This window comes from Yoonia sp. 72, from assembly GCF_034652275.1.
In the GTDB taxonomy this organism is placed as follows: Bacteria; Pseudomonadota; Alphaproteobacteria; order Rhodobacterales; family Rhodobacteraceae; genus Yoonia.
Window position 1 is genome coordinate 1,668,695 of the sequence record NZ_JAXIWG010000001.1, and the last position, 24,486, is coordinate 1,693,180.

Consider the following 24,486-nt stretch of genomic DNA (forward strand, 5'->3'; position numbering starts at 1 on the left):
CATAAACCGCACAGATGTCGTTGTCACGCCAAGATCGGATCACGAATAAATGCTGCATCGCAGCAATTCCTGTGCTAGTTTGCCCCCATGACACAGACCCTGCGCCATTCCGACATTCTGCGCCCCGATGCGCAAGTCCATCTGACAAGGGCCACCTTGACGGCAGAGCGTCCGCGCGCACTGCACGGGCATGATTTTTACGAATTGTTCTGGGTGCAAAACGGCAAGGTCCGCCACCACCTGCCCGAGGGCGCGCAAACACTGGCCGAAGGCAGCGTTGTGTTTCTCAGCCCCGGCCAGACCCATGCGCTGCAAGGGCGCGGCGAACATGCGCTGGTTGTCTCGCTCTGCCTGCATCCCGCATTGGTCAAGGCGCTGGTGAAACGGCACCCCTCGCTTGCGGGACACCTGTTCTGGTCCACAAAGGGAATTGCGCAGCACCACCGCGATATCCGCGAACTGGCCGCGCTGAACCATGCCGCCGTGCTGCTGGAACGCAGCCGCTGCGACACGATCGCAGCCGAGGCGTTCCTGCTGCCGCTCTGCGCCGAACTGACTGGCGACAGCTATCCGGCCGATGCACCCGACTGGTTGGTCCGCGCCTGCCGTGCCGCCCGTGACCCCGCCGTCTTTCAAGGCGGCGCGGCAGGGCTCGTGGCGCTGACCGGCAAGGCGCATCCGCATGTCAGCCGCAGCATGCGCAAGCATTTCGGCATGACCCCGTCTGATTACATCAACCGCATCCGCATGGATCACGCCGCCCGCGCCCTGACCACCGACGCCGATTCCGTGGGCCAGATCGCCGCCGATTGCGGGATCCCGAACATGTCGCATTTCCACAAGCTGTTCCGCGCCGCCTATGGCGACACACCGCTGCAATACCGCCAGAAACGGCAACGTCAGGTCGTGCAGCCGTCATAGTGTTTGACCATTTGGTCAAAACTTGCCAAGTCATCCGCAAAGTGCCACGTTTCACGGGCAATGCAGGAGGCCAACTTGCAAACAACCACGACCCCGCCCGCGGTGGCGCATCTGCCGCAACTGCACCTTGCCCGCAACGAAGGCACGCCGCTTGACCTTGATTGGGTGATGGCGGTGCAGGCCAATACATCGGCCATCGAACGGCGCGCAGCAAGCCTGCCGGGGCGGCGCAGCGTGAAAAAGGATTATCAGGCGGCGTGGTTGTGCAAGGCGATCAGCCTGATGGACCTGACGACGCTATCGGGCGATGACAGCGCGGGCCGCGTGCGCCGCCTGTGCGCCAAGGCGCGCCAGCCGGTGCGCGCGGATATTCTGGACGCGCTGGGCATGCAGGGTCTGACCACGGGGGCGGTCTGCGTCTATCACGACATGGTCGCCACGGCTGTTGATGCGCTGGCAGGCTCGGGCATTCCGGTTGCGGCTGTCAGCACGGGCTTTCCGGCGGGCCTGTCGCCGTTTCACCTGCGCATTGCGGAAATCGGGGAAAGCGTCGCCGCAGGCGCGCAGGAAATCGACATCGTCATCAGCCGCCGCCATGTGCTGACCGGCAACTGGCAAGCGCTTTATGATGAAATGCGCGAGATGCGTGCGGCCTGCGGCGATGCCCATGTCAAGGCGATCCTTGCCACGGGCGAGCTTGGGACCCTGCGCAATGTCGCGCGCGCCAGTCTGGTCTGCATGATGGCAGGGGCGGATTTCATCAAGACCTCGACTGGCAAGGAACCCGTCAACGCCACCCTGCCCGTCACCCTGACGATGATCCGCGCGATCCGCGATTACCACGACCGCACCGGCGTGATGGTCGGCTACAAGCCCGCAGGCGGCATTGCCAAGGCCAAGGATGCGCTGGTCTATCTATCGATGATCAAGGACGAATTGGGCGACCGCTGGTTGCAGCCTGATCTGTTCCGCTTTGGCGCGTCCAGCCTTTTGGGCGATATCGAACGGCAACTCGAACATCACGTCACAGGCGGCTATTCCGCCCAGTGGCGGCACGCGATTGGATAGACCCGTATGAAAAATCTTAAGAGCAATCGTGTTGACGCAATTGCGATGATGGTCTGCTTTTTTGTAATTCCCGCGATAGTATTCATTCCACTTTGGGGTTTGCTGACTGAAATGGTTTTCGCGGAACTGCTATACATCATAGTGTTTGGATTTCAGATGTTCTGCGTCGCGAAGCTTCAGCCGCTGGTGGCGAAAAAAATCACACAGTTTTTGACTGATGGAGAAGATCAGTGACGATCAAGAAAATCTTCAACACGATGGATTATGGCCCCGCCCCCGAGAGCAAGGCAGAGGCGCTGGCGTGGCTGGCCCAACACAACAACCTTGTCGGCCATTTCATCGCTGGCAAATGGACAGCCGCGCGCGATGACTTCGCCACCTCCAACCCCGCGACGGGCGAAAAGCTGGCCGGTGTCACCAAAGGCACCACTGCCGATATCGCCGCTGCCGTGACTGCGGCGCGCAAGGCGCAACCGGCTTGGGCCAAATCGGGGCACAAACGCGCCCGCGTGCTTTATGCTATCGCGCGGCTGATGCAGAAACATGCGCGCCTGCTGGCGGTGATGGAAACGCTCGACAACGGCAAGCCGATCCGCGAGGCGCGCGATATCGACGTGCCGCTGGCGATCCGGCATTTCTATCATCACGCGGGCTTTGCGCAGTTGATGAACGACGAACTGCCCGACCGCGAAGCGCTCGGCGTCTGCGGCCAGATCATCCCGTGGAATTTCCCGCTGCTGATGCTGGCGTGGAAAATCGCGCCCGCGCTGGCGATGGGCAATACGGTGGTGCTGAAACCTGCCGAATACACACCGCTGACCGCGATGGTGTTTGCCGATATCTGCACGCAGGCGGGGGTGCCTGCGGGTGTCGTCAACATCGTCATGGGCGACGGTGAAACAGGGGCGGCGCTGGTCGCGGGGGATGTGGACAAGATCGCCTTTACCGGATCGACCGAAGTGGGCCGCAAGATCCGCGAAGCCACGGCAGGAACGGGCAAGGCGCTGTCGCTCGAACTCGGGGGCAAGTCGCCTTATATCGTGTTCGACGATGCGGATATGGATTCAGCCGTCGAAGGACTGGTCGACGCCATCTGGTTCAATCAGGGCCAGGTTTGCTGCGCCGGTTCGCGCCTGTTGGTGCAGGAAGGCATCGCAGAGCGGTTCTATACCAAGCTGAAAGCGCGGATGGACGGGCTGCGCATCGGTGATCCTTTGGACAAATGCATCGACATCGGCGCGATCGTCGATCCGGTGCAACTGGCGCAGATCACCAAGATGGTCAGCGACAATACCGAAGGCGAGACCTATCAGACCAAAGCACCGGAGGGGTGTTTCTATCCCCCGACCCTGATCACCGGATTGTCGCCTGCGTCGCATCTGATGCAGGAAGAAATCTTTGGCCCCGTGCTGGTCGCCACCACCTTCCGCACCCCTGTCGAGGCGGTCGAGATCGCCAATAACACGCGCTATGGCCTCGCGGCCTCGGTCTGGTCGGAGAATATCAACCTCGCCCTCGATATCGCGCCGAAACTGGCGGCGGGGATCGTCTGGATCAACGGGACCAATATGATGGATGCCGCTGCCGGTTTCGGCGGTGTGCGCGAGAGCGGGTTCGGGCGTGAAGGCGGCTGGGAAGGGCTGGCAGGCTATACGCGGCCCAAAGCCAGCGCCAAGCCGATCAAGCGCATTGCGGCCTATACCACAACGGACGGCACGCCTGCCGACCCGCTGGACCGCACGGCGAAGCTTTATATCGGTGGCAAACAGGCGCGGCCTGATGGCGGCTATTCGCGTGCGGTCTTCAACCCGCGCGGCAAGCTTTTGGGCCATGTGTCCGAGGCAAACCGCAAGGACCTGCGCAACGCGGTCGAGGCGATGAACGCGGGCAAAGGCTGGTCGAAATCCTCCGGCCATCTGCGCGCGCAAATTCTGTACTACATCGCCGAAAACCTGTCGGCGCGGGGCGACGAACTGGCCAAGCGCATCAAGGACCTGACCGGCAAATCCGGCACGGACGAGGTTGAATCCACCATCCGCGCCCTGTTCACCTTTGCCGCTTGGGCCGACAAATACGACGGCAAGGTCCACGGCGTGCCGATCCGCGGTGTGGCACTGGCCATGCACGAGGCGGTCGGCAATATCGCGGTGTTCTGCGAGGATGCATCGCCGCTGCTGGGGCTGGTGACACCGATGGCCGCAGCGATCAGCATGGGCAACCGCGTGACGCTGGTGGCGTCAGAACCCTTCCCGCTGATGGTCGCGGAAATCTATCAGATACTCGAGACATCAGACATGCCCGGCGGGGTCGTCAATATCCTGACCGGCGATCATGCCGATCTGGCGGGCCATGCCGCCAAGCATCAGGATATCGATGCGGTCTGGTCGTTCTCGGGCGCGGATATTTCGACCGCGATCGAAAAAGCCAGCGCCAGCAATCTCAAGCGCACGTGGGTCAACAACGGCACCGCCGTCATCCCCACCCCGCGCGACTGGCTGGCCGCCGCGACCGAGGTCAAGAATATCTGGATTCCCTACGGCGAATAGCTATTTGCGCCCGAACCAGCGGCTGCGGCGTTCGGCGATACCGGCCTGCGCCGCGTCGATCCGGTGCGTCGCGGAATCGAGCACCGGATCGACCGCGCGTTCCCACAACTGCCGCCACATGGCGCGCAGGAACAGCAGGGCAATCAGCAGGAACACGAAAAAGGCGATGTTGAACCAAGGGATGATCGTCACATCAGGGCTGTCGACCACGCGCAGGCCCACGGCGTTCGGATAAATGCTAAGCCAGCGGTTGCGCCAGCCGTAATGCGTGACAACGACCCAAGCGTCACCGCGCGCCAGATTTGCGGCCACGGCCTGCAGGTCGGCGGAATTGAACTTGAAATAGGGCGGCCAGATCCAACCTGTATCCTCGTTGCGGTAGACCATCACGCGCGAACTGTCGCGCTGGATGAACCCCAGCAGAAAGGTGTTCTGTTTCTGGGTATTGATCAGCCGCAGGTCGCGGGTGTCGGGTGTCGCAGACCCGCTGTCGCCACTGGCAAAGAAGATGCGGTTGAAAGACCCCAGATCGGTGCGGATGACCTCGGTCGAGGTGACCTTGACGATATCGTGCTGCGGCAGGACATAGTGAAAGAACATGGCCACAACTGCCAGAACCAGCAGGCGGAAGACGAATTTGACGCGGGCCATGGCAAACCTCAGTTCATGTTGATCGTGTAAACGATGGACCCGATCACAATTGTCGGCACCACATAGACCAGCCCAAGCAGTTTGGGCCGGATCGACGCGTTATAGGCCTGCATGCCCGCGCTGACAAACGCATCCCGCGCGGCACGGTCGGTGCTGCCCGGATTGGCGGCGTCAAAGGATTTTTCAAGGTTTTCCTTGCGTACCGACCGCGCATAAAGCGCGATCGACCAATAGATCACCGTCATCGCGATGAAGCCGAAAATCACCAGCTTGATGAATGCCATGTCCCGTTCTCCCTTGGTCGTGCCCTGCGGCCTAAGGTAATATCACATCCACCGATGCCAAGGTGGCGCAGAGCCGCTACCACGTCTTGTGGACCCATTTGCGCGGCAGAGCCGCGACCGACAGCACCATGATCGGTGCCCAGATGATCCCCGCGATCACGCCCAACCCACCGAAAGACACCACGTTTTGCCGCAATCCATGGGCCAGCAAGTCCCGCGCGGGAACACCTTGCCAGACATACAGGCCGAAAAAGAAAACCGCGCTCAGGATGCACATCGCCAGCGCGGACAAAACCGCATTCGCCATCAGGGCGGGCACGCCTTCGGGCAGCAGCCGCGCGATCAGACGGGGGACGGCAAAGCCCAGCAGCGCAAGGATCAAAGCGGGCAGGAACAACCCGTCGGAAATCATGTTAGCCATGCCGTTTGCACCTTTGCCAGATCGCCGCGTCTGCCCGTGGTTTACCAGTTCTTGACACGACCCGCCAATCCCACCCAATGCTGGGTCAGTTTTTCCATAAAAGGACCGCAACATGCCAGCCACCATCATGCAAGTGACAAAGGATGGCGTCACGCCCGAGGTCAGCCGCCCCACGCCCGAAAAGCTGATTGCGGGGGATCCGGTATTTACGACATGGAATCTGGAAGAAACAGACGGGCTCTATGCCGGCATCTGGCAATCGACGCCCGGCAAATGGCGGATCAGCTATGACGAATGGGAATATTTCACCCTCACAGCAGGCAAATCCATTATCACACCGGACGGCGGCGATCCCGTTGTGATGACCACAGGCGACAGCTATGTGATCCGCCCCGGCTTTGCCGGGACGTGGGAAGTCGTCGAGACGACCGTCAAGGATTACGTCATCCGCCTTTAGATCATACCCGGCGACAGCGCGTCGAAATCAGGCGGGCGATCCATGGATTGTGCACCTTCGCCCAAAAGGACGTCTGCGGAAATCACGGTAGGCGGCAGTTCGATGCCCCGGTCGTAATTCTCGGGATCGACGCGACGTGATTCTTCGGGCGTCCGGATCAGAACACGCATCGGTGCTTCGATCTGGTTGTAGAGGTGGATGATGTCCTGATTGAACAGACGGATACAGCCCGCAGACCCCGAATTGCCGATGGACGGCAGGTCGTTTGTGCCGTGGATACGGTAGAACGTGTCACGCCCGTTGCGGAACAGATAGAGCGCACGCGCACCAAGCGGGCTGCGCAGGCCACCGGGGATACCCGCACGGAAATCACCGTAAACCTCGGGTTCGGTGCGCAGCATGTTCTGCGTCGGCGTCCAGCTTGGCCATGCGCGCTTGAACTGCATCGTCGCCCGCCCACGGATCGACCGGCCGGCACGGCCCACGCCCACGGGATAACGTGTCGCGGTGCCATCGGCCTTCACATGGTAAAGGAACTTGGCATAGGGATCGACATCAAGCGAATTTGGCGGCGCCTCGCCCTGATAGATCCCCGACATGCGGCGGTTCACGCCCTGCAGGAATTCGCTGGGGATACCCGGCAGGTTGTAACCGGCGTCGAAGATCGGCCCGTAGCCTTCGACCCAGTCTTCCTGTGTCGGCAGCTCGGGCTCGGGCAGCGTGTCGTCGATTTGCGGCGCGCAAGCGGCGGCGGTGCTGCCCAGCAACATCGCGCCAAAAGCGCGCCGACTGATATCATTCGGTAAAATCATGCGGCGTTCCTTCTTTGTCAGGGTGGGTGTTAGCACCACCTCTGCTGGAAGCGGAACGCATGATGCGCTAAATCGTGCCGATGATCGACAAATTGTGACTTTGAGTGACAGTTTGGACGCTGAAACTGGTGCATTGGGCCGGTTTCAGCCGATGATATTGAACTCCGGACCATAGGGATAACCGGTAACGTCCTGATTCCCGTCATCCGTGATGAACAGGATGTCATGTTCACGGTATCCGCCCGCACCCGGCTGGCCTGCGGGAATCGTCAGCATCGGCTCCATCGAGATGACCATGCCGGGTTCCAGCACGGTCGGAATATCCTCGCGCAGTTCCAGCCCCGCCTCGCGGCCGTAATAATGCGACAGCACGCCAAAGGAATGGCCATAGCCGAAGGTGCGGTATTGCAGCAGGTCGCGGTCAGAGAGGAAGGTGTTGATCTTGGCGGTGATCTCGGAACAGACGGCCCCTGGCACCAGCAAGGACATGCCGTATTCATGGGCAGCGACGTTCGCTTCCCAGATGGCAAGGCTGGCCGGATCAGCCTCGCCCACGAACATCGTGCGTTCAAGCGCCGTATAATAGCCGCTAATCATCGGAAAGGTGTTCAGCGACAGGATATCGCCGTGTTCCAGCTTGCGCGATGTTACGGGGTTATGCGCGCCATCGGTGTTGATCCCCGACTGGAACCAGACCCAGGTGTCACGGTATTCAGCCTGCGGAAACCGTGCAGCGATTTCCAGTTCCATCGCGTCGCGGCCCGCCATGGCCACGTCAATTTCGCGCACGCCCGGTTTGATCGCATCGCGGATCGCGTAGCCACCCACATCGGCCACGGCAGCACCGGCGCGGATCAGGTCCAGCTCGGCAGGCGATTTGCGCATCCGCTGCGCCATCGTCTGCGCTGCCAGATCGACCAGCCGCGCGGGTTGTAGATTGTCGCGCAGCGCCAGCCGGATGGCTACGGTCAAATGGTCCGATTCGTAGCCAAGCACCTTGCCCAAGCCTGTCACCGACCGCACGGCGCGCCAGTAATTGCTGCGGTCCCAATCGGTATAAGTGATCGCATCACCATAGGACCGCCGCCAAGGCTGGCCCGCGTCGATGCCCGCGCTGATCGTCACGCAATCGGTCGGTGTCACGACCAGCCCGTATTGGCGGCCAAAGCTGCAATAGAGAAAGCCGGAATAATAGGCGATGTTCTGCATCGAAGTGAAAAGCACCGCCTCGACCCCGGCCTTTTCCATGATCGCGCGCAGGCCCGTCAGCCGTGCCTCGTATTCGGCAGGGGCAAATGGCAGGGATTTTTCACCTTGGTGGAATTTGTAGAATTGCGGACGCGCTGTCATGGCGGACCCTTTCCTCAAAGGTCCCGGCGTTCAGGACGGACAAAGCCAGAGGCAGCGACGCCATCGCCACGATATAGTGCTAGCGCAGCCTTTGCGGCCGATCAAGCCAGTCTGTCACCCAAGGCCAGCCCGCGCAGCACCTCGGTCGCGGGCATGGCGCGTTTGCCTTCGCGTTGGGCGGTGGTAACCGTCACCGCCCCTGTCACGCAGGCGATGGTGAACCCGTCCAGCACCGTGCCGGGGGCAGCATCGCCCTGTCCCACGACAGCGCCCAAGAGCTTGACCCGTTCGCCCGCCACATCGCACCACGCGCCCGGAAACGGTGACAGCCCGTTGATGTGGCGCGCGACGGATGCGGCGGGCTGCGCCCAATCCACCCGCGCCTCGGCCTTGTCGATCTTGGTGGCATAGGTGACGCCATCCTCGGGCTGCGGCACAGGTATCAGATCAGGCAGACGGCGCAACGCTTCGACCACTAAACGCGCGCCCATCGCGGACAGGCGGTCGTGCAGGGCACCTGTCGTGTCATCGGGCGCAATGTCGGTCGCTTCGCGCAGCAGGACAGGACCGGTGTCCAGCCCCGCCTCCATCTGCATGATGCAGACGCCGGTCTGCGCATCGCCCGCCATGATCGCGCGGTGGATCGGGGCCGCACCCCGCCAGCGTGGAAGAAGCGAGGCATGGATATTCAGGCACCCCAGACGCGGCGCATCCAGCACCGCCTGCGGCAGGATCAACCCGTAGGCGACGACAACGGCGATATCGGCGTTCAGCGCGGCAAACTCTGCCTGCGCCTGCGGGTTGCGCAACGACACAGGGTGGCGGACAGGCAGCCCCAGTACCAACGCGCGCAGATGCACCGCCTGCGGTCGGTCCTTTTTCCCGCGACCCGCCGGACGCGGTGGCTGGGTATAGACAGCGGCGATGTCATGCCCCGCCGCAACCAGCGCATCCAGCACCGGAACCGAAAACTCCGGCGTTCCCATGAAGATAATGCGCATGGTGTTTCCTTTGGATCAGATCGCAGCTTTAGCGGCGATTTTATGTGCTTTCTTGATCAGCATATCACGGCGCACCTTGGTCATCCGGTCAAAAAACATCCGCCCCGCCAGATGGTCGATCTGGTGCTGGACCGAGGTCGCCCAGAGACCGACGAAATCCCGCTCCTCAACCGCGCCTTCGGCGTTCAGAAACCGCACCGTCACCGCGCGCGGGCGGCTGATGCGCGCCCAGACGCCGGGCAGGTTGGGCGACCCTTCCTCGTGGTCACGAAATTCCACCGAACTGTGCAGGATCTCGGGGTTCGCCATGCGCACCGCCTGCCCCCGCGCAGAGGAAGCATCGACAACCGCCAAGGCCAGCCCGACACCCAGTTGGGGTGCGGCGAGCCCGACACCGGGCATCGTATCCATCGCCTCGATCATCTCGTCCCACAGCGCGCGGATGTCATCCGTGATCGCGGCAACCGGCGCTGCAGGCGTGCGCAACACCGGATGCGGCCAAGGCACATAAGCGCGATGCGTCATTGCGCGACCCCGATATCGGTGATCAACACGCCATCCAGATGGTCGTATTCATGGCAGATGCAGATCGCCTCGACCCCGTCGAACCGGCCTTGCTGCACCTCGCCCGCGATATCCTGCCAGCGCATCTCGACCCAAGTCGGACGGGCGACGGCAAAGCTGCGCCCGGGGATCGACAAACACGCCTCGACGCCCGTGGCGGTGGAGTCGGCCCGCGCGACGATCTGCGGATTGACGAAGGCCTGCGGCGTGGGGTCGCCTTCTTTCCATGTCGTATCAATAACAAACACCCGCTGCGACACACCCACCTGCGGTGCGGCAAGCCCCCGACCGGGGGCGGCATACATGGTCGCCAGCATCTCGGCGACCAACAGTTCCAACTCATCGTCAAAAGCTGTCACAGGGGCTGCCACGGCACGCAGCACCGGATCGCCGTCAAACCGCAAATCCAGTGCCATAACGTTACCCCCGGGCCATTTCGCGTTTCAGTTTCTGCATCTTGCGCGTGATCATCTGGCGTTTCAGCGGACCCAGATGGTCGATGAACAGCTTGCCATCCAGATGGTCGATCTCGTGCTGCACGCAAGTCGCCCACAACCCGTCAAAGCGTGCGCGCTGCGGCTTGCCGTCCAACCCCAGCCACGCCACCTCGACCTCCGCCGGACGTGTGACTTCGGCATATTGTTCGGGGATCGACAAACAGCCTTCGTCATAGACGGATGTCGCCTCCGAGGTCCAGACGATCTCGGGGTTGATCAGGACCATGGGTTCGGGTGTCGCCTCGGCATCTTTCTGGCAATCCATCACGATAACCCGGCGCATCACCGCGACCTGCGGGGCAGCCAGCCCGATACCGGGTGCGTCATACATGGTTTCGAGCATGTCATCGGCCAGCCGCCGCAGGTCGTCGTCAAAGGACGCGACGGGCGTTGTCACCTTTTTCAGGCGCGGATCGGGATGAATCAGGATGGGGCGAATGGTCATGCCAGCGCATTTAGGCCGCGGCGCGCAGAAATGCAACGCGGACCGCTTGCACCCGCCTGATACAGGGATAGGCTGCGCGCAAACATAAGGATCCGCCCATGTCATTCAACACGCCCATCGACCGCCGCAACACCAACAGTTCCAAATGGGACAAGATGGAACAGCTGTTCGGCGTGTCGCCAAAGGACGGGCTGGCGATGTGGACCGCCGACAGCGATTACCAGACCGCGCCCTGCGTTCTGGCCGCCATCGACCGGGCGCGCGCGCATGGTGTGTTCGGCTACGGGATCGACGGGACGGATTACACCGATGCGATCACATGGTGGATGCAGAACCGGCATGGCTGGACAGTGGACCCCGACTGGATCCTCTCGACCCAAGGGCTGGGCAATGCCATCGCGCTGTCGCTGCAACTGTGGTCGGAACCCGGCGATGCCGCAGCGATCTTTACCCCCGTTTACCATGAATTCGCGCACAAGATCACCCGTGCGGGCCGTGTCGTGACCACCTGCCCGCTGGTGCGCGACGGCGATACCTATGTGCTTGACCTTGACGACGCCAAGGCGCGGCTGACCGGCCGCGAAAAGCTCCTGATCTGGTGTTCGCCGCAAAACCCGTCGGGCCGGGTCTGGACCACCGCCGAACTGCGCGCCGTCGCCGCCTTTGCGCGCGACAACGGGATGCTGCTGATCAGCGACGAGATTCACCACGATCTGGTCTACCGCGACCATGATTTCGTGCCGATGGCCGTGGCCGCCCCCGATTTTGCGGACAATACCGTCTATCTGACGGCGGCGTCCAAGACCTTCAACATCGCAGGCCAGCGCACAGGCAACATGATTATCCCCAACGCAAGTCTCCGTGGTCAGGTGCAGGCCTGGCAGGCGATGATGGATTACAAACCCGGCAGCCTTGCCATTGCGATGATCACTGCCGCCTATTCCCCCGAAGGCGCAGCATGGGCCGATGCGCAGATGGACCATCTGCAGGCCAACCGCGACCTGTTGCAGGACGGTCTGCGCGCCATCCCCGGTGTCTGGTCGATGCCGCTGCAATCGACATATCTGGCATGGGTGGATTTTTCAGGCACCGGCATGGACCATGCCGAGATCGCGGCGCGCATCAGGGATGAGGCGAAAATCGCCGTCTCGCCCGGTCCGGCCTTTGGCACGGGCGGCGAAAGCTTCATGCGAATCAATTTCGCCACGCAGCGCCATGTGGTCGAAGACGCGGTCGCCCGTCTGCAACACGCGTTCCGCGACCTGCAATAGAGCGGTCAGTTGCGGTTTTCGATCAGACCCGCTGGCACGAAATCAGGATGCACGAAATCAGCGGCGGGCCGGTCGGCGACAGGCGTCAGCCATTTGAATTCAAACACACGCTCGTCGTCATCCTCGACTGCGGAGACCACTAGGCATTGATACAGATGCCGCGGGCCGTCATAGATATCGACATGGCCGCGCAGTTTGTCAGACCCTTTCAGGTCCAGCGCGAACCCGCCATCCCAGAGCCGCCTGATCCGGTAGGTCGCATCGCCGTCCCGCACCGACAGCCGGTCCTTGCGGCGCAAGGCGGCCTTGCGGGCATCTTCCAATCCCTTGCGAACAGCTTCCGGTAAAAACGTATACATGCGAATCCCCCCACTACTGCGCTAAGTGTGGACCCACAAAGGTAAAAATCAAGTAACGCTAACCGCCGCGCCGCAGCGTGATGCTGGCGCGCGCCAGTCAGTCCGCCTTGACGCGCGGACGCAGCACATGCGGTTTGGCCGCATCATAAAGCGCGGAGTCAGGGAATCCGTGGTTTTCCGACAGCGCCGGCCCGACCAGAATTAACGCCGTGCGGGTGATCTTCGCGGCCCTGACCTGCGCATGAATATCGCTCAGCGTGCCGCGCAGGATCAACTGATCCGGCCAGCCCACGCGGTAGATCACCGCCACCGGACAATCAGCCCCATAGAACGGCACCAACTGCCGCTCGATCTCGCGCAGGGCGCGGATGCCCAGATGGATCGCGAGCGTCGCACCGCTGCGCGCAAAATTCTCCAACGTCTCGCCCGCCGGCATGCCGGTCGATTTCATCGACATCCGCGTCAGGATGATGGATTGCGCGACTTCCGGCACGGTCAGTTCGGTCCCCAGCGCCGCCGCAGCCGCGGCATAGGCAGGCACGCCGGGAATGATCTGGTAATCGATCCCGTCCGCCTTCAGCCGCCGGATCTGTTCGGCGATGGCCCCGTAAAGCGACGGGTCACCCGAATGCACCCGCGCCACATCCTGTCCCTTGGCATGGGCGGCCATAATCACGCCATGCGTGTCATCCAGCGTCATGGGGGCGGTATCCATCACCAGCGCATCCGCTGGCGCACAGGCCACAACAGCCTCGGGCACAAGCGATCCGGCATAAAGGCAAACCGGACATTCCCCGATCACCCGCGCCGCCTTGAGCGTCAGCAATTCCGGATCGCCGGGGCCCGCCCCAATGAAATAGACCGTCATCTTCTTTTTTCCCCAAATACTCCCGCCGGCAGGCGGAATATGTCATCCTGCCGCCAGATCACCATCAATCTTGCGGGCATAGCCGCGTGGCGTATACATCCGCGGCCCTGTCCCTAACTGCGCCAGCCGTGAGTGCGACGACCCCACCAGCACCACCGTCAGCATATCGACCTCGTCCACATCCAACTGATCCAGACGGCGATAGCGGATATGCTCCTCCGGCCGCCCCAGCGACGAGGCCAGCATCACCGGCGTATCCGCAGGGCGGTGGCGCAACAGGATCTCGCGCGCCTCGGCCAACAGGGTGCGGCGGCGCAGGGATACCGGATTGTAGAAGGCGATGACAAAATCGCCCTCCGCTGCCGCCTGCAACCGTTTGACGATATCACCACGCGGCGTCAGCAGATCCGACAGCGAGATCGCGCAGAAATCATGCCCCAAAGGTGCACCCGCCCGTGCCGCCGCCCCTTGCAAGGCACTCACACCGGGCGAACAGACCACCTCGACCCGGCGCGCGGCGTCCGACACGCCCATCTGGTCAGGGCTGCGGTCCAAAAGCTCGAACACCAGCGCCCCCATCGCGTAAATCCCCGCATCGCCCGAACAGACCAGCGCGACATTCTTGCCCAGCCCCGCCTGTTCCAGCGCATAGCGACAGCGGTCCTCCTCGCCGCCCAGCGGGAAATCCGACCGTTCCTTGCCCACGGCCAAAGGCCCCAACAGATCGATGTAAAGCCCGTAGCCCACCAGCTCCTCAGCCTCGGCCACCAGCCGCGACACTTCGGACGTGCGCCACGCGGCCTGCCCCGGGCCGATCCCCACAACGGACAAACGCCCGCGGGCGCGGCCCGAAAGTGTCGTGATCGGTGCCGGTGCAATCGCCAGCGCACAGGTGGCATTGGCCGTCTTGCGCTTGGCCACCAGCAAGGTCGCCTCCGGCCCCGCCTGCGCCAAGGCTGCTGCTTCGGCCACGCCATGCGTGCCGACCTCGGCAAAGACCACGTCGGACGGATTAACCAGACGCGGTGTCAGCGCCTCAAGCTCTGCCGCTTCGAACAGGCGCAGCGACACATCCAGCGCGCGCGCCAGATCGATGATCGCAGGTTCATCGGCCTTCAGCGTGATCGTGTTGACGGATTGCACGGCTTGCGGCGCGACACCGGCCTCGGCGAGCACCTCGGCCACCAGCGCGGCCATTTCCGCAGGATCGCAATCGCGCGCACAACCCAGACCCAAGGTCAGGCGCTGCGGTGCGAATTGCAGATGCGCCGCACCCAGATCGGGCTGCGCCTCCATCGTGCAGGACAGCCGGACCGCATCGCCTTTGGGCAAGTCCTCCAGCCAGGGTGCATCGCCCGCCACCTGCGCACCGCCCCCCGCCAACAGCGCCGCCATCGCCCCCTTGGCATCACCGCGATTGACCAAACGCCAGCCCGCAGGGGGTTCGTCTAGCGCCACACCCAGCGCCACATCCCCCGCCGTGGTCACCGCCGCCACGGCGCCCAGCGCTTCGGCAATCCGCGCTGCCAGCCGGTTCGCCCCGCGATGCCCCCCCAGCAAAGGCACAACGACTGCGCCATCATCGGAGACTGCAATCACCGGCGGTTCCGCCGTCTTGTCAGCCAACAATGGGGCGACAGCGCGGATCAGAATGCCCGCAGCACAGACCCCCACCACCGGCACACCGGCAGCGAACAGACCGCGCGCATGATCCAGCGCATTGGGAAAGAACGCATCCGCCTGCGCCACACGCCCTTCGCGCCCATGCACCTGCGCGCCCAGAACAGCGGCCACACGATGCGCCACCTCTTCGCCCGAGGCGGACAGCGCCAGAACAACCGGTTTCACAGCCATGGATCAGCCCCTTTGGTCAGCAGGATCATCGAAAAATAGGGTGCGCGCTCGGGCGCATCCGCCAAAGGCAGTACCACCTCGTCAGGCAGGGTCGCGCGTTCGACATAGACCGCCATTTCCGTCAGCCCCAGATCCGCGATCACGGCGCGGATCTTGGCCAGATGGCGGCCTACCTTCATGATGACGACGCTTTCGGCACCCGCGATCCGCGCACGCAGTTCATCCTCGGGCAAGGGGCCGGGCAGTACGGTCAACCGCTCGTTGCGCGCCACCAGCGGCTTTCCCGCGCGGGCGGCACAGGCGGTGACCGACGTCACCCCCGGCACCACCTCGACGCGGTAACGCTCCGAAAGCCGCGCAAACAGATACATGAACGACCCGTAAAAGAACGGGTCCCCCTCACACAGGCAGACCACATCCTGCCCCGCATCCAGCGCCGCCGCAATTTGCACCGCCCCCGCATCATAGGCCGCCTGCGCCGGTGCACGTTCCACGCTCATCGGCACATCCATCACGATCTCGCGGGCGTCCGGCGAGATCAGGTCGGCTGCAATCGCGCGCGCGAAACTCGCCGCCCCCGCCAGCGTCGGATAGGCGACAACCGCCGCCCCTTCGATCAGGCGCGCAGCGCGCAGGGTCATCAGATCGGGCGCACCGGGGCCCACGCCCACGCCATATAGAACACCCGTCATTCCGCCCATCTTCCGAGCCCAAATATCCCCGCCGGAGGCATAAAAGTCATCTTTTCACAAGGCTCCACTGCGTCACCGGCATCAGCGGTCGCCAGCCGGTCAGCCGCCCCACGGGTTCGGCGCGGTGCACCGAGAGTTTCACCAGATCGCCGCCATGCGCCTTGTGCAGCGCGATCAGTTCCGCCTCGCTTTCCAATGTGACGGCATTGGCCACCAACCGCCCCAGGGGGCGCAACGCCGCCCATGCCGCATCAAAGGTTTCACGGCTAAGGCCCCCGCCGATGAAAATCGCATCGGGGGCATCAAGGCCCTGCAAAGCATCCGGCACCATCCCGTCGATCAGTTCCAGCTTCGGCGCACCCAATGCCAGCGCATTGGCCGCGGCAAAGGCGCGCCTGTCCGCGCGCGGTTCGATCCCGATGGCGCGGGCATAGCGCGCGGCGCGCATCCATTCGATTGCGACCGACCCGCAGCCGCAGCCGATATCCCACAATAGCGCGCCGCGCATCGGCATCAGCTTGGCAAGGGTCGCGGCACGGACTTCCTGCTTGGTCATGGTGCCGTCGGACTGGAACAGCTCATCCGCCAGCCCCGGCACGCGCGGTAGCAAGGCCGCATCGGGCGCGGCGATACAATCGACCGCCAGTGTGTTGAAGGCCGGAACCTCGTGCGCCCAATCCTGCGCAAGCCCGTCGAACCGCGCCTCGTCCTTGCCGCCCATCGCCGCCAGCACCGTCATGCGCGACTGCCCAAAACCCCGCGCGGTCAGAAACGCGGCAATCTGGGCGGGCGTTTCCGCCCCTGTCGTCAGGATCAAAAGCCGCGCGTCGGGCTGGATAAAGGCGATCATCTGTTCGACGGGGCGGCCGTGCACCGTCAGCGTTTCGACATCCGCAAGCGACCAGCCCATCCGCGCCGCCGCCAGCTGGAACGCCGACAATTGCGGGTGATAGACGATCTGCGCGGGATCAATCGCGCGGCCGATCCGTGCGCCGACGGAAAACCACAAAGGGTCCCCTGTTGCCAGCACGACCACCCGCCGTCCGCGCAGTCCTTCAATCGTGGAAATCAGCGCATCAAACGGGTGTGGCCATGCGAGCCGTTCCGCCGTCAGATTTTCCGCCAGCACATGATGGCGGTCGCCGCCGATGATGACCTCGGCGGCCTCGACCACGGCACGGGTCGCGGGGACCAGACCCGCCATCCCGTCTTCGCCGATGCCGACGATATGCAGCCATGCATCAGACATCTTCCGGCAACCCCGCAGCCAAGGCATTCACTGCCGCCGAGGCCATCGCAGACCCGCCGCGTCGTCCTCGCAGCGCGATGTAATCGCAGCCGCGCGGATCACGGGCGAGTTCCGCCTTGCTTTCGGCGGCCCCCACGAACCCCACCGGAAAGCCAAGGATGACCGCCGGTTTCGGCCAGCCTGCGTCGAGCAGTTCCAGCAGGTGAAACAGCGCCGTCGGCGCGTTGCCAATGGCGACGACTGCCCCCTCGATCCGGTCGCGCCACAGCTCGACCGCTGCGGCAGAGCGGGTGTTGCCGATCTGCGCGGCAAGCGCGGGCACCGCAGGCTCGTTCAGCGTCACGATCACCTCGTTGCCCGCTGGCAGATAGCGCCGGATGATCCCTGCGCCGACCATTTCGCAGTCACAGAGCACGGGCGCGCCCGCACGCAACGCGGCTTGCCCTGCCTCGGCGACCTGGGCGGAATAGGCGAGCCTGTCGACAATCTCGACCATCCCGCAGGCATGGATCAGCCGCGTCATCAGCGGATGCAGCGCAGGCGCGAAACGGTCCAGCCGCGCCTCGGCCCGCACGGTGGCGAAGCTTTGCGCATAGATCGCCTTGGGGTCGGTCTCGTAAGGGCGCAAGGCGATACCTTTCCCGCTCAAGACTTCAGCGTCTTGCGCGCGCTTTCGGGTCCATGCGGGTGTTTGGCATGGGGGTAAGGCGCGTGGTGATGGTCATGGTGGTGATGGTCGTGATCATGCGGATGGTCGTGGTCATGATGGTGGTGATCGTGGTGATGCTCCTGCGCGATCAGACGGCACATGCCGGTGCAGAACGTGTCGCAGAGCGCGCAATCGGCCACATTCGACCCCGGTGCGCTGGCGCCCTGGCCTTCGACGTGGTGGTGGTGGCTTTCCTGCACGGCGCCGACCTCACCCTCGAACCCCAGCACCTGCGTGCGGTATTTGCACAAAACGCAGGTCGCGGGCGGCACGGCACCAAAGGCGGGATGGCTGCGGTCAGCGGCGCTGATCGTGTGGCTATGTCCGTCCTCCAGCGCCAGAACCTGCGCACGATAGCCGCAGATGCCGCAATTGGGCGGCGGCGTGGCGCTGTCCTGTTCCAGGATCCGTTCGGCAAAGGTCTCGAGCACCTTGGGATGATCGCCAAGGTATCCGGCCTTCACGAACTGGATGTCGGGATGTTCGGCGGCGACCTGATCGGTGAACCCGTAAATCCGGTCGATCAGGATGCCCGAGAACAGGAAATACGGAAACACGATGATCCGCTTGTAAGGCAGGCGCGCGGCATGTTGCAGGCAAGGTTCGACAAGCGGGAAGGTCACGCCGGAATAGCCGACCTCGCACCAGCCAAAACCCATGCCCTCCTGGATCATCCGCGCGATTTTCGCGACATTGCCGTTGGCGTCAGGGTCGGAGGCCCCGCGCCCGATCACGACAAGGCAGGTGTCCGTCAGCGCGACCTTGCCATGTTTGACATTGGCACGGTCCACGGCTTCCTGCACGCGGCCCGCGGCGGCGGCGATCATTTTGGGATCGATGCCCAGTTCGCGACCGTAATTCACGCTGATGCCGTGCTTGGCGGCATAGGTGTTCAGCACGGTGGGAATGTCGTTCTTGGCATGCATCGCGGCAAACAGCATGCCCGGCACCGCCAAAATCCGGTCGCAACCCGCCTCGCGCAGGCGGTCCAGCCCGTCGCGGATCACGGGGTTGGCGAATTCCAGATAGCCGTAGTCGGTCAGCCAGTCGTCCGGCAGATAGGCAGGCAGTTTTTCCGCCAAGGTCGCGAATTCGTCGACAGCGGACTGGCTGCGCGAGCCGTGCCCGCAAATCATCACACCTGTTTTCATGCTGTTTCCCCTCGCCGCTGGCACGGTTGGTCATGGCCACGTTTCATTTCGCCCGACATGACCAAAGACCCGCTATCCACGGATACGACGATGCGACACGCTGGTCCCCGCTTGGGTCGACCGTCCTGTCTCCAACCGTTCTGGCCCTGCACGGGCTTCGTCTGTAGGGCGGTATAGCCGTGCAACACAGGCGGGGCAAACGGTTAAGCGACGCAAATGATGCAGGCCACGACCTGTGCAGCCCTGTGCGTTTGCGCACCATCGCTGCGCCGTCATCGGCCTTGGTTCATTGCCGCCAAGCCTTTAGGTCAGATGCAACATAAAGGAGTTTCATCATGGGCCAACTGGTTGACGGCGTCTGGCATGACGTCTGGTACGACACCAAGAAATCCGGCGGCAAGTTCGAGCGCAGCGAAGCCTCGTTCCGTAACTGGATCACCGCAGACGGGTCCGCCGGACCATCAGGAGAAGGTGGTTTCGCTGCGGAATCAGGGCGTTACCACCTCTATGTCTCTTATGCCTGCCCTTGGGCGCATCGCGCGCTGATCTTTCGGGCGCTGAAGGGGCTTGAGGATCACATCAGCATTTCCGCCGTGCATCCCGACATGCTGGGCGAGGGCTGGACGTTCAAGACGGACGACAAGGGCGCCACCGGCGATACATTGTTCGGTTATGACTATGCCCGCGAGGTGTACCTGCGCGCCCTGCCCGACATGACCGGTCGCGTCACCGTGCCGATCCTGTGGGACAAGAAGCGCGAAACCATCGTATCGAACGAATCGTCCGAGATCATCCGCATGTTCAATTCGGCCTTTGACGGCATCACCGGCAATACCGATGACTATTGGCCCGAAGAATTGCGCGACGCCATCGCCCCCGTGAACGACCGGATCTACGACACGGTCAACAACGGCGTCTACAAATCGGGCTTTGCCACGACGCAAGCGGCCTATGAGGATGCGGTCTATCCACTGTTCGACAGTCTGGACTGGCTGGAGGACCGGCTGGGCACGTCGCGCTATCTGATGGGCGACAAACTGACCGAGGCGGATTGGCGGCTGTGGACGACATTGCTGCGGTTCGATCCCGTCTATCACCTGCATTTCAAATGCAATCGCAAACGGATCGCGGATTACCCGAACCTGTCAGGTTTCCTGCGCGAGCTTTATCAGGTGCCCGGTGTCGCGGCGACGGTGAACATGGACCATATCGTGCGGCACTATCATTACAGCCACGACACGATCAATCCGAACCGGATCATCCCGATCAATCCGGTCATCGATCTGTCAGCCCCGCACGGTCGGCAGTAACGCTGCCGTAATGATGCACGATCGCGGCCAGGTCTTTCGGCGGGGTCGCGGTCTGAATGAAAGCGCGGGCATTGGCGCTGTAGCCAAAGATCGATCCGTCCGAAAAAATCGTGGTGTCGGTGACGAAAACGATATTCGTGCGCGGATGGCGGACCTGCGCCAGATCGGCGATCGCCAGCGCGCTACCGCCATCCAGCATGACGTCAAGTACGATCACATCGTAGGTGGTCTTCTCGAGCGCGCCAAGCGCGCCCGCCCCCGAGCCGACACGCTGGACCTGCGCGCCAAGCCTCTCGAGGTGCTCCTGCCAGAGTGCGCCCAATCCGGCGTCCGCCTGCACGATCAGAACCTGCATCTGCGATTTCCCATCTGGTGGACCCCTGTCGTCATGCCGCAACTGGCTTGCTACACCGACACACGAGTCCAACGCGCTATCGAAGCCCGGAACGCCTATCAAAAGAAAGTGCGCATTTCGTGATCTTGCGGAGCGGGCGATAATCCGCTTGAACGGCAGTGACACCGAAAGGCTGCAACATGACCACTTGGATCACGATCTGCGACACCTGCAAGCGCGAAGGCTGGGACACCGGCCCGATGGCGCAGACCGATGGCGAGGCTCTGGCCGCCTTGATCGAAACGGCGGCGACAGGCATCGCGGAAATCAGAACGCGGCGCGTATCCTGCCTGATGGGCTGCAAGACAGGCTGCAACGTCGCGATTCAGGCGCAGGGCAAGCTGAACTATACCTTGGGCAACTTCGAACCCGATACCGATGCGGCTTCCGGCATCGTGACCTATGCGCTTGCGCATGCCCAAAGCCCCACAGGACAGGTGCCCTACCGCGACTGGCCGCAAAGCATCAAAGGCCATTTCGTGACCCGCCACCCGCCATTGCCCGACACCGAATGACGGTCGTGCGCGATCACGGCGGCGGGCTTGATGCCGCGATTGCGCGCTACGGCGGCAACCGTGCATCATGGCTCGACCTGTCCACGGGGATCAATCCCGTGCCCTATCCGCTGCCGCAATTTGCCGCCGATGCATGGACCGCCCTGCCGGACAAAGCGGCCTTTGCGCGCCTGCACGATCTGGCGCGCGGATTCTGGGGCGTGCCTGCGGGGGCGGGTATCATTGCGGCAACGGGCGCCTCTGCCATCATCGCCGCCTTGCCGCGCGTGTTTCCGGCAGGCGAGGTCTGTATCCCCGGCCCCACCTATAACGAACACGAAGCCGCCTTTCGCGCCGCTGGCTGGACCATTGGCAAGGTGCCCCGTCAGGCGCTGGTGGCCGTGCATCCCAACAACCCGGACGGAGCGGTCTGGTCCGCACCCGATTTCACCACGCCGATCACGATCATCGACGAAAGTTTCTGCGATGTGATGCCGGACCAGTCGCTGGTCCATCTTGCCAGCCGCCCGAACACGGTGATCCTGAAAAGCTTTGGCAAGTTCTGGGGGCTGGCGGGCCTGCGCCTTGGCTTTGCCATCGGCGACCCTGCGGTGATCGCGCGGCTGGCGGATATCTTGGGCCCGTGGCAAGTCTCCGGTCCCGCGCTGAATATCGGGGCAGAGGCCTTGGCTGATCCGCAATGGGCCGATGCGACACGGGCAAGGCTGGCGCAGGACGCGGATAGGCTCGACCAATGCGTGACCGCCAAAGGGGCAGAGCTGTTGGGCGGCACCTCCCTGTTCCGGCTTTACCGCGTGGATGACGCTACGCGCTGGCAGGACCGTCTGGCCCAAGGTCATGTCTGGTCCCGCGTCTTTCCCTATGCGCGCGACTGGCTGCGCCTTGGCCTGCCCGCCCCCGACCGCTGGGCGCAGTTGGAGGCGGCACTTTGACCTTGTTTTTCGGCATGATCCTCGATGCGCTATTCGGAGAACCGAAATGGCTCTGGTCGCGCTACCCGCATCCGGCGGTCCTGATGGGGCGGCTGATCGGCTGGTGTGACCAGCGTTTTAACGCAGGGCATGCGCGGCAGGCCAAAGGCATCGCCGTGCTGGCGGGGCTGGTTATCGGCGCAGGGCTTCTGGGCCTGATCCTTGATGCGCTGCCGGGCAAGATCATCGACATTCTGGTCATCGCCGTGCTGCTTGCGCAAAAATCGCTGGCCGATCATGTGCGCGCCGTCGCTGATGCGCTGCGGCTGTCGCTGGGCGATGGCAAACGCGCGGTGGCGATGATCGTGGGGCGTGACACGCGCGACATGGACCGGCCCGCCGTCGCACGTTCTGCCATCGAAAGCGCCGCCGAGAACCTGTCCGACGGGGTGATCGCGCCCGCCTTCTGGTTCCTGATCGCGGGGCTGCCGGGGCTGTTGATCTACAAAATCGTCAATACCGCCGACAGCATGATCGGCTACCGCACGCCGCGCCACGCCGATTTCGGCTGGGCTGCCGCACGGTTCGACGACCTGCTCAACCTGATCCCCGCGCGCCTGACCGCCCTGATGATCTGGGCCGTGACCCGCCGCCCCGACCCGCGCGGCATTCTGGCTGACGCGCCCTTGCACCGCTCTCCCAACGCAGGCTGGCCCGAGGCGGCGATGGCCCACGGCCTTGACATCGCGCTCAGCGGGCCGCGCAGCTATGACGGGGAGTTGCGCGATTATCCTTTCGTGAATGCAGGCGGCGAACATGACCTGACCCCCGTCGACATCGACCGCGCGGTCAGTGTCCTGTGGAAAACATGGGCGCTGATGCTGGTTCTCGCACTTGTCACCGCCATCTGACCCGTTTCCGCCGATCTCTCACCCTGCATCTTGCACCATGCGCCTGCCCTGCTAGGGTCGGGCCGAACCAGAAACGGAGCCTGCCCCATGCGCCTTGCCCTTGCCACCGCCCTGACCCTGCTGACGGGTGCCGCGACAGCCCAAACCTGCGGCGGCGATGTCGGCAGCTTCATCGCAGGCGTCAAGGCCGAGGCTGTGGCCACCGGCATCCCCCCCGCCACAGCGGACGCGTTTTTCGCAGGCGCGCAGATCGACCCCGCCGTGCTGCGCGCCGACCGCTCGCAAGGCGTTTTCCAGCAGGATTTCATCCAGTTCTCGCGCAACCTCATCAGCCAGAACCGCGTCGACAACGGCGCGCGCAACAGCCAGCGGTTCGATGCGACCTTCCGCGAAATCGAAAGCCGCTTCGGCATCCCGCGCGGCGTGCTGCTGGCCTTCTGGGCGTTCGAGACAGATTACGGCGCAGTGCAGGGCAACTTCAACACCCGCAACGCCCTGCTGACACTGGCGCATGACTGCCGCCGGCCAGAGCTGTTCCGCCCGCAACTGATCGCCGCGATCGAGCTTTATCGGCGCGGCGGCATGGACCCCGCGACCACCCAAGGGGCTTGGGCCGGTGAAATTGGCCAGTTGCAGAAACTCCCGCGCGAGATCGTCGAAAAAGGTCTGGACGGCGACGGCGACGGCGTTGTCGACCTGAAAAACTCCGCCCCCGACGCGCTGATGACGGGCGCAAACGTGCTGTCCTCGCTCGGCTGGCGACCGAACGAGCCGTGGATGCATGAAATCGTTGTGCCCGCCAACCTCGACTGGTCGCAGACAGGCCTGACCAACAAACGCCCTGTCAGCGACTGGGCCGCGATGGGCGTGACCGCGCGCCAAGGCAGCCTTGGCCCGTCGAACCTGCCCGCAGCAGTCCTGCTGCCGATGGGACGCAACGGGCCGGCCTTCATGACCTACCCCAATTTCGACGTCTATTTCGAATGGAACCGCAGCTTTGTCTATGTGACGACCGCCGCCTATTTCGCAACCCGCCTCAGCGGCGCGCCGGTCTACAACGCGGGCAATCCATCACCTGCACTAACAGGCGACCAGATGCGCCAATTGCAGGAACGGCTGACAGCGCGGGGCCATAACGTAGGCGGCATCGACGGCATCCTCGGTGCAATGACCCGCAACGCAGTGCAGGCCGAACAATCCCGCCTCGGCCTTCCGGCAGATGCATGGCCAACGCTCGATCTGCTCAATCGCCTCTGATCATCGTTGGAGCCCAAA

At 63.3% G+C, this 24,486-nt stretch carries 28 protein-coding genes; 11 read left to right on the top strand and 17 right to left on the bottom strand.

Translation table 11 applies throughout. From position 1 onward, the window contains the following. Positions 1-87: 87 nt before the first annotated feature. From VCK47_RS08290 to VCK47_RS08305, 4 genes are read left to right on the top strand one after another with little or no spacing between them, the layout of a single operon-like run. Positions 88-921, top strand: a complete 834-nt coding sequence (locus tag VCK47_RS08290; RefSeq protein WP_322891932.1) for an AraC family transcriptional regulator — start codon at positions 88-90, stop codon at positions 919-921. Positions 922-981: 60 nt separating this feature from the next. Then, complete coding sequence (deoC, locus tag VCK47_RS08295) at positions 982-1,989, top strand: deoxyribose-phosphate aldolase (protein ID WP_322891933.1); 1,008 nt, start codon at positions 982-984, stop codon at positions 1,987-1,989. Between the two features lie 6 nt (positions 1,990-1,995). Continuing rightward, a complete protein-coding gene (locus VCK47_RS08300) occupies positions 1,996-2,223 on the top strand; it encodes a hypothetical protein (RefSeq protein WP_322891934.1) in 228 nt (75 codons plus the stop codon). Then, positions 2,220-4,535: an aldehyde dehydrogenase family protein gene (locus tag VCK47_RS08305; protein WP_322891935.1), complete on the top strand. Its 2,316-nt coding sequence runs from the start codon at positions 2,220-2,222 to the stop codon at positions 4,533-4,535. Before VCK47_RS08300 ends, VCK47_RS08305 begins: the two co-directional genes overlap by 4 nt. Here the strand turns inward: VCK47_RS08305 and VCK47_RS08310 are convergent, their stop codons facing one another. The 3 genes from VCK47_RS08310 to VCK47_RS08320 all read right to left on the bottom strand — a co-directional run bounded on the left by VCK47_RS08310 (position 4,536) and on the right by VCK47_RS08320 (position 5,891). Continuing rightward, entirely contained in the window at positions 4,536-5,186 is a 651-nt protein-coding gene (locus tag VCK47_RS08310; protein WP_322891936.1) for a DUF1523 family protein, read from the bottom strand. Between the two features lie 8 nt (positions 5,187-5,194). After that, positions 5,195-5,470: a hypothetical protein gene (locus VCK47_RS08315; protein ID WP_322891937.1), complete on the bottom strand. Its 276-nt coding sequence runs from the start codon at positions 5,468-5,470 to the stop codon at positions 5,195-5,197. Positions 5,471-5,546: 76 nt separating this feature from the next. Continuing rightward, on the bottom strand, positions 5,547-5,891 hold the full coding sequence (locus tag VCK47_RS08320; RefSeq protein WP_322891938.1) for a hypothetical protein: 345 nt from the start codon (positions 5,889-5,891) through the stop codon (positions 5,547-5,549). A 112-nt stretch (positions 5,892-6,003) separates the two neighbouring features. Between VCK47_RS08320 and VCK47_RS08325 the strand changes: the two genes are divergently transcribed. Then, entirely contained in the window at positions 6,004-6,348 is a 345-nt protein-coding gene (locus VCK47_RS08325; RefSeq protein ID WP_322891939.1) for a cupin domain-containing protein, read from the top strand. Here VCK47_RS08325 and VCK47_RS08330 read toward each other — a convergent pair. The 6 genes from VCK47_RS08330 to def (VCK47_RS08355) all read right to left on the bottom strand — a co-directional run bounded on the left by VCK47_RS08330 (position 6,345) and on the right by def (VCK47_RS08355) (position 11,017). Next, complete coding sequence (locus tag VCK47_RS08330; protein ID WP_322891940.1) at positions 6,345-7,160, bottom strand: L,D-transpeptidase; 816 nt, start codon at positions 7,158-7,160, stop codon at positions 6,345-6,347. The two genes, VCK47_RS08325 and VCK47_RS08330, sit on opposite strands and share 4 nt — an antisense overlap. Before the next feature lie 144 nt (positions 7,161-7,304). Further along, complete coding sequence (locus VCK47_RS08335; RefSeq protein WP_322891941.1) at positions 7,305-8,510, bottom strand: aminopeptidase P family protein; 1,206 nt, start codon at positions 8,508-8,510, stop codon at positions 7,305-7,307. A 101-nt stretch (positions 8,511-8,611) separates the two neighbouring features. Beyond that, positions 8,612-9,511: a methionyl-tRNA formyltransferase gene (fmt, locus tag VCK47_RS08340; protein ID WP_322891942.1), complete on the bottom strand. Its 900-nt coding sequence runs from the start codon at positions 9,509-9,511 to the stop codon at positions 8,612-8,614. A 15-nt stretch (positions 9,512-9,526) separates the two neighbouring features. Then, positions 9,527-10,036, bottom strand: a complete 510-nt coding sequence (gene def, locus VCK47_RS08345; protein ID WP_322891943.1) for a peptide deformylase — start codon at positions 10,034-10,036, stop codon at positions 9,527-9,529. After that, entirely contained in the window at positions 10,033-10,491 is a 459-nt protein-coding gene (gene def, locus VCK47_RS08350) for a peptide deformylase (RefSeq protein WP_322891944.1), read from the bottom strand. The genes def (VCK47_RS08345) and def (VCK47_RS08350) overlap by 4 nt, the downstream gene beginning before the upstream one ends. Positions 10,492-10,495: 4 nt before the next feature. Then, positions 10,496-11,017, bottom strand: coding sequence for a peptide deformylase (gene def, locus VCK47_RS08355; protein WP_322891945.1), 522 nt, complete (start codon positions 11,015-11,017; stop codon positions 10,496-10,498). 98 nt (positions 11,018-11,115) lie between these two features. Here def (VCK47_RS08355) and VCK47_RS08360 point away from each other — a divergent pair, with 98 nt between their 5' ends. Further along, positions 11,116-12,288, top strand: coding sequence for a PatB family C-S lyase (locus VCK47_RS08360; RefSeq protein WP_322891946.1), 1,173 nt, complete (start codon positions 11,116-11,118; stop codon positions 12,286-12,288). Positions 12,289-12,293: 5 nt separating this feature from the next. On the opposite strand, the gene VCK47_RS08365 is transcribed toward VCK47_RS08360, so the two are convergent. From VCK47_RS08365 to VCK47_RS08395, 7 genes are all read right to left on the bottom strand, one after another. Beyond that, entirely contained in the window at positions 12,294-12,647 is a 354-nt protein-coding gene (locus VCK47_RS08365) for a hypothetical protein (RefSeq protein WP_322891947.1), read from the bottom strand. 97 nt (positions 12,648-12,744) lie between these two features. Continuing rightward, positions 12,745-13,515 (bottom strand): precorrin-4 C(11)-methyltransferase, encoded by a 771-nt coding sequence (cobM, locus tag VCK47_RS08370; protein WP_322891948.1) that lies wholly within the window; start codon positions 13,513-13,515, stop codon positions 12,745-12,747. 42 nt (positions 13,516-13,557) lie between these two features. Further along, the gene (cobJ, locus tag VCK47_RS08375) at positions 13,558-15,369 is read right to left on the bottom strand and encodes a precorrin-3B C(17)-methyltransferase (RefSeq protein WP_322891949.1); all 1,812 of its coding nucleotides are present in this window, start codon (positions 15,367-15,369) and stop codon (positions 13,558-13,560) included. Continuing rightward, complete coding sequence (gene cobI / locus VCK47_RS08380) at positions 15,360-16,061, bottom strand: precorrin-2 C(20)-methyltransferase (protein WP_322891950.1); 702 nt, start codon at positions 16,059-16,061, stop codon at positions 15,360-15,362. The genes cobJ and cobI overlap by 10 nt, the downstream gene beginning before the upstream one ends. A gap of 46 nt (positions 16,062-16,107) precedes the next feature. Then, positions 16,108-17,310: a precorrin-6y C5,15-methyltransferase (decarboxylating) subunit CbiE gene (gene cbiE / locus VCK47_RS08385; RefSeq protein ID WP_322891951.1), complete on the bottom strand. Its 1,203-nt coding sequence runs from the start codon at positions 17,308-17,310 to the stop codon at positions 16,108-16,110. Further along, a complete protein-coding gene (locus VCK47_RS08390) occupies positions 17,303-17,938 on the bottom strand; it encodes a precorrin-8X methylmutase (protein WP_322892026.1) in 636 nt (211 codons plus the stop codon). Before VCK47_RS08390 ends, cbiE begins: the two co-directional genes overlap by 8 nt. A 17-nt stretch (positions 17,939-17,955) precedes the next feature. Continuing rightward, on the bottom strand, positions 17,956-19,170 hold the full coding sequence (locus tag VCK47_RS08395; RefSeq protein WP_322891952.1) for a sirohydrochlorin chelatase: 1,215 nt from the start codon (positions 19,168-19,170) through the stop codon (positions 17,956-17,958). Positions 19,171-19,505: 335 nt separating this feature from the next. Between VCK47_RS08395 and VCK47_RS08400 the strand changes: the two genes are divergently transcribed. Continuing rightward, a complete protein-coding gene (locus tag VCK47_RS08400; protein ID WP_322891953.1) occupies positions 19,506-20,480 on the top strand; it encodes a glutathione S-transferase family protein in 975 nt (324 codons plus the stop codon). On the opposite strand, the gene VCK47_RS08405 is transcribed toward VCK47_RS08400, so the two are convergent. Further along, the gene (locus VCK47_RS08405; protein WP_322891954.1) at positions 20,446-20,835 is read right to left on the bottom strand and encodes a response regulator; all 390 of its coding nucleotides are present in this window, start codon (positions 20,833-20,835) and stop codon (positions 20,446-20,448) included. The genes VCK47_RS08400 and VCK47_RS08405 overlap by 35 nt on opposite strands. 179 nt (positions 20,836-21,014) lie before the next feature. Here VCK47_RS08405 and VCK47_RS08410 point away from each other — a divergent pair, with 179 nt between their 5' ends. From VCK47_RS08410 to VCK47_RS08425, 4 genes are all read left to right on the top strand, one after another. Next, a complete protein-coding gene (locus VCK47_RS08410) occupies positions 21,015-21,389 on the top strand; it encodes a DUF1636 domain-containing protein (protein WP_322891955.1) in 375 nt (124 codons plus the stop codon). Continuing rightward, positions 21,386-22,321, top strand: coding sequence for a threonine-phosphate decarboxylase (locus tag VCK47_RS08415; RefSeq protein ID WP_322891956.1), 936 nt, complete (start codon positions 21,386-21,388; stop codon positions 22,319-22,321). The genes VCK47_RS08410 and VCK47_RS08415 overlap by 4 nt, the downstream gene beginning before the upstream one ends. Next, entirely contained in the window at positions 22,318-23,211 is an 894-nt protein-coding gene (gene cbiB / locus VCK47_RS08420) for an adenosylcobinamide-phosphate synthase CbiB (protein WP_322891957.1), read from the top strand. Before VCK47_RS08415 ends, cbiB begins: the two co-directional genes overlap by 4 nt. Before the next feature lie 87 nt (positions 23,212-23,298). Then, on the top strand, positions 23,299-24,468 hold the full coding sequence (locus tag VCK47_RS08425; RefSeq protein ID WP_322891958.1) for a lytic murein transglycosylase: 1,170 nt from the start codon (positions 23,299-23,301) through the stop codon (positions 24,466-24,468). Positions 24,469-24,486 lie beyond the last annotated feature (18 nt).